The sequence below is a fragment of the Bartonella sp. AA16NXGY genome (assembly GCF_042197325.1).
Lineage (GTDB): Bacteria > Pseudomonadota > Alphaproteobacteria > Rhizobiales > Rhizobiaceae > Bartonella.
The window spans coordinates 1-2958 of sequence record NZ_JBHIRR010000036.1 but is presented as its reverse complement, the minus strand read 5'-3'; the positions used below and the strand labels follow the sequence as shown (position 1 = coordinate 2958).

2 protein-coding genes are annotated in these 2958 nt (G+C 43.4%); both read left to right on the top strand.

The features are described 5' to 3' along the window. The coding region (locus ACFINK_RS09110) for a hemagglutinin repeat-containing protein (protein ID WP_375638877.1) at nt 1-2411 on the top strand (2411 nt) is incomplete at its 5' end. Further along, the gene (locus ACFINK_RS09105) at nt 2408-2815 is read left to right on the top strand and encodes a hypothetical protein (RefSeq protein WP_375638875.1); all 408 of its coding nucleotides are present in this window, start codon (nt 2408-2410) and stop codon (nt 2813-2815) included. The genes ACFINK_RS09110 and ACFINK_RS09105, both read left to right, overlap by 4 nt. The last annotated feature ends 143 nt before the right edge of the window (nt 2816-2958 follow it).

Genomic DNA, 2958 nt, shown 5'->3' with positions numbered 1-2958 from the left:
ATAATATCACCCTATCAGAAAGCTATGATACCTCTAACGCAAAAGAAAAGCATGAAAAGTCTTTTGCTGGTGTGACAACTTCCGTTGATATCGGTGTCCTTGGCACGGTACAAGGACTAAAAGATGCCGCAGATCACATGAATAATAAGGATGGTAACAATACAGTTATTAATGGCATACTGACTGGCATGAAAATCAGTCATCTTTATAGTAAAGGCAAAACCTTTGTTAATTGGCTGACTGGCAATACGGGGGAAAAGGGGAACGTAACCAAAGGACTGAGTAGCTCATTAGGAGGATTGGGGGGCTCCACCAAGGATGCTCTTGCCAATCTGGCTGGCGCATCTGGCAGTGTAACCGTGGGCTTTAAAACTGAGAAAACAGAAGCCTCTTCTCAAGTCTCCACAGCGGTGACAGATAGCATAGAAGGCGGACGCGCTGTTAACATGCAAGCCCACAAAGGCAGCATTCATGGTGTTGGCGCTGATGTTATCGCTGGTACCAATCCAATCTATGTGCTGGAAAATGATGCACAGAGCGGAAAGATCACCATGGAAGCAGGTAAAGATATCATCTTTGAAAGTGCACAAAACACGCAAAGCACACAAAACAGCAGTGAAAGTGCTTCAATGAGTGTTGGCACCGGTTATGGCACGGGTGGCGCAGGGGCAACGGGCAGTGCTGCTTTTAGTCAAGGGGAAGGTTCCAGTGAGGAAGTTCAACACAAAAACAGCCATATTATAGGCACCGGCACTGTTCATACCATAAGTCAGGCAAACACCACATTGGCAGGCGCCGTGGTTTCTGGAGAGCGTGTAGAAATGGAAGTAGGGGGTGATTTTGCCATTACCAGCCGCAGTGATACGGGACAAACTTCCAGCAAGCAAAACTCTGTTTCTGTTGGGTTTGGTGCTGGACAAACGGGTGGTGGGGGCTCCATGAGCGCCTCTTTCCAAAACGATAAATCCTCTAGTGATTATCATAGTGTTGTGGAACAATCAGGCATCAAAGCGGGTGATGGCGGCTTTAATATCATAGTTAAAGACAAAACAATGCTGACCGGAGGCATCATTGCCAGCACCGCGCCGGCAGATAAAAACAGCCTGACCACAGGAAGCATTAGCACCAGTGATATCAGCAACAGTGCCCATGCTAAAGCCAGCAGCCATGGGTTTAGCATTTCTGGGAACGACACGATAAAAAACATTGCCAAGAATGTTTTAAATCACGGCAAAGCCAAGGATGCAGCAGAAGGAGAAACCAAATCTGCTATCAGTGATGGGACTATCATCCTTACTGATATAACTGGACAGAGGGCGATGGGGCAAGATGCTGGACAAATCATTGGTGCACTCAACCGCAACACCGCTACAGCCCACCAGGCAGTAGGACAGCTAGATGTCGCACCGCTTGAGGATATATTGCGTAATCGTTTAGGTATGAGAAATAAATGGGTAGATGAATGGTTTGATATATGGGATGGGGTTCGTAAAATGGCATTTTATGTTGACCATCCAGTGGGTGAGGTTGCGCATGATGAAAATGGCAATGTCCTCTATTTAACCGATGAAAATGGAAAACCTATAAAAGGCAGTGATGGAAAATATATCACTCTGTATCACTTTTTAAAGCCAGAGGAAGAAAAGCATTTACAAAAAGGCCCTAATGGTGCTGTTTATATGTTCTACAATGGCATTTTTAATTCACCAGATGAAGCAGCCGGTAATGCTGTCCAATTGGCTGTTAATAAAAATGGTCCCCTTTATTTTACATACTTTCCCCAAGCTGATGATGTGCTGGTAGAATTAGGGGTAGCATATTATCAAAAGTTTTGGGAGGGTAGCACTTGGGGATTGAGTAATTCGACCAAGAAGTTCCAAGATTTTATCTATCGTTATGGCAATGACAATGCTATTGTTAGTGGGCATAGCCGGGGTACCTTAACAATACGCAATGGAGCAAATGACTTGCAAGAACATGGTATCCACAGTGTAGCCAAGAAAACAGACTTCTATCTTGTTGGAGCGGCTGCTCACATGCAATCGATGGCCAATACAGTAGATTATCTAAGCGATGGCGAAAAAAATTATATCTACATACAAGGTCATATGTTAGACCCCATTAGTACAGTGATTGGTTACAATTGGCCTACGGCTTATAAGGCACCTTTAAATCTAGATTTTTCACTTTTGGAGAAAGGTATAAAAAATCCTTTTTATATGATGATATTTGCAGCAAACAGTTTATTTACTATAGCAACTAATCCTCTCAGAGAGATGGGGAGAGCGGTCTTGGGCCTTAACCCGAGCCCCCATAATTGTTATGCTGATGCGAGTCGTGAGTGTCAAATTAATTATGGTTCATTTAGTTTTAACAAACTTTATTCAACGAGAACAGGGAACAAAAAATGAAAATGTTGTTTAATTTATTAAGCCTGCTCATTCTGTTAACGGTTGCTGGATGTGATATTGAAAACATTGATAAACCTCCTCGAGGAGAGACGGCTGTGTGGGAGAAGCTAGGAGCAGATTCTACGGAGGTAGGAAAAGCATTGCTAGAGTGTGGTTTGCCACACCTTAATTATCTTGAGGATGAAGTTCAAAAGTTAAGCAACAATGAGAATGCAACGATTGATGCTTGCATGATCCAAGCAGGATTCCATTATAAAGGGAGAGCTAGCTGGTGTTCTCCTTTTAACGGTAGAGACCTCCCCATTTGTCAGGCTGGTGCTGTCATCCCGAAGAGAAGTGTCGAAAAGCGCTTAAACAGCCCGTTTTGTAAAAAATATAAAAATGCGGATGAATGCCAACCTTAAGTTTTGCTGTTTGTGATGGTCAACAATCCCTCATCCTTGCTTTGCTTGAAATGACGGGATTGTTTCCTCAACCAATCATCTCAATATTGTTCACCGTTGTTTTAAGCAGCGGTGACAGGAAATATCAACAGGTTTATGAGCTC

Excerpts from the sequence above, each read along its gene's own strand:
- ACFINK_RS09105 (WP_375638875.1), top strand. The coding sequence starts at position 2,408 with ATGAAAATGTTGTTTAATTTATTAAGCCTGCTCATTCTGTTAACGGTT.